The sequence below is a fragment of the Bacillus sp. 7884-1 genome, assembly GCF_002272245.1.
Lineage (GTDB): Bacteria > Bacillota > Bacilli > Bacillales > Cytobacillaceae > Neobacillus.
Genome location: NZ_NPDD01000183.1, coordinates 1 through 1,650, shown reverse-complemented (window position 1 = coordinate 1,650; position 1,650 = coordinate 1). Strand labels below are relative to the sequence as shown.

Below are 1,650 nucleotides of genomic sequence, written 5' to 3'. Positions count from 1 at the left end.
TTGAAAAATCAACTTATTTTAATGTTCAAAAACGATTTAGGAGGAAATTAAAATGAAAACAATTTATGTTAACGGTACTTTTTTTACTATGGATAAGGAGAATCGAATCTTTAAAAACGGTATGATGGTTGTACAAGATGAACTTATTTCCTATATAGGCGAACGTTCTGAAGAGCTACTGACGGATGTAGACCAAGTAGTGGATCTTGCAGGTAAATGGGTTATGCCTGGTCTCGTGAATACCCATTCTCATATTTTAATGACTCTTTTACGTGGTATTGGAGACGATATGCTGCTAAAGCCTTGGCTTGAAACTAAAATATGGCCAATTGAAAAGCAATTTACAACAAAGATTGCCTCAGTGAGTGCACAACTTGGCATTTTGGAGATGTTAAAGTCGGGAACAACTACATTCTCAGATATGTTTAATCCTACCGGTATTGAACCGAGCGCTGTAATGGAAACAATTAGTGAAACAGGAATTCGTGGAGCCTTTTCTTATTCGATTTTTAGCTTCGGCACAGAAAAAGAGCAGAAAATGAATCTTATGAGTGCAGAGCAGTTTTCTAAAAACTATAAAATGTTTGCTGATGGGCGTCTAACAACCATGGTTGCACCTCATAGCCCTTATGCTTGTACCCCGGAAACACTTATAGAAACCGCTCGAATTGCAAAGGAAAATGAGTTAATGATACACATCCATGTATCAGAAACTGATTTCGAAATCTTAGACATCGAAACTCGTTATGGAAATCGACCTGTCGAGCATCTTCGCAAATTAGGTATCTTTGATCAACTAACAGTAATGGCTCATGGTGTAATACTTAACGATGAAGAGAGAGCAATTTTAAAGCAACATGATGTACGAGTTGCTCACAATCCAATTAGTAATTTGAAGCTAGGTTCAGGTATTGCGGATGTTGTTAGTCTTTTACAAGCTGGGGTTAAAGTAGGTATTGCAACAGATAGCACAGCTTCTAATAACAATCTTGATATGTTTGAAGAAGTTAGAACTGCTGCATTACTACAAAAAGGGATTTATAAAGATGCTACTAAATTCTCTGCACAAACTGCGTTAACCTTGGCTACTCGGGGTGGAGCTGAAGTCATTGGTATGGAACATACGGGCTCTCTTGAAGCAAATAAGAAGGCAGATTATATAACAATTTATCCTTATGATAAGGAGCATCTACAACCAATTAGTACAGCATATTCACATTTACTTTATGCGGCACGCGGAAGCGATGTATGCGATGTCTATATTGATGGGAATGCAATTGTAAAGAACGGCAGATGTCTAACGATCGATGAAGAAAAAGTGATCGCAGAAGCAAATCGCCTCCAGAATACACTAACTAGTAACTAAATATTTGAGTTTGGTGATTACTTCCCGATACGGGAAATTGAGGAAAGATTAAAATGACAAAAAAAGCATCCTTAGGGTGCTTTTTTTTGGATAACAAAACAAACATAATTGAACCTGGGTCTGTAAGACTTCAACTTTATTCGAATGGACCGTTGAATAGCTTGTGAAGAAATGTACTTAAACTAATGGGTGCAATAGTTAAAGTTGATGATCGCTGCTGCGGTCTTTTTTCTTGTTGAATTAACGAAGCAGGTGTGCGGCCGAGCCTAGGTCGTATCATATAG

General features: G+C 37.6%; 1 protein-coding gene. It reads left to right on the top strand.

The features are described 5' to 3' along the window. Positions 1-52: 52 nt before the first annotated feature. Positions 53-1,366 carry an amidohydrolase family protein gene (locus tag CHI06_RS20550; protein ID WP_095250460.1) on the top strand — a complete coding sequence of 438 codons (1,314 nt, stop codon included), beginning with the start codon at positions 53-55 and terminating at the stop codon, positions 1,364-1,366. Positions 1,367-1,650 lie beyond the last annotated feature (284 nt).

Bases quoted from the DNA above. Each gene is read 5' to 3' on its own strand.
- CHI06_RS20550 (WP_095250460.1), top strand. From the start codon at position 53: ATGAAAACAATTTATGTTAACGGTACTTTTTTTACTATGGATAAGGAG.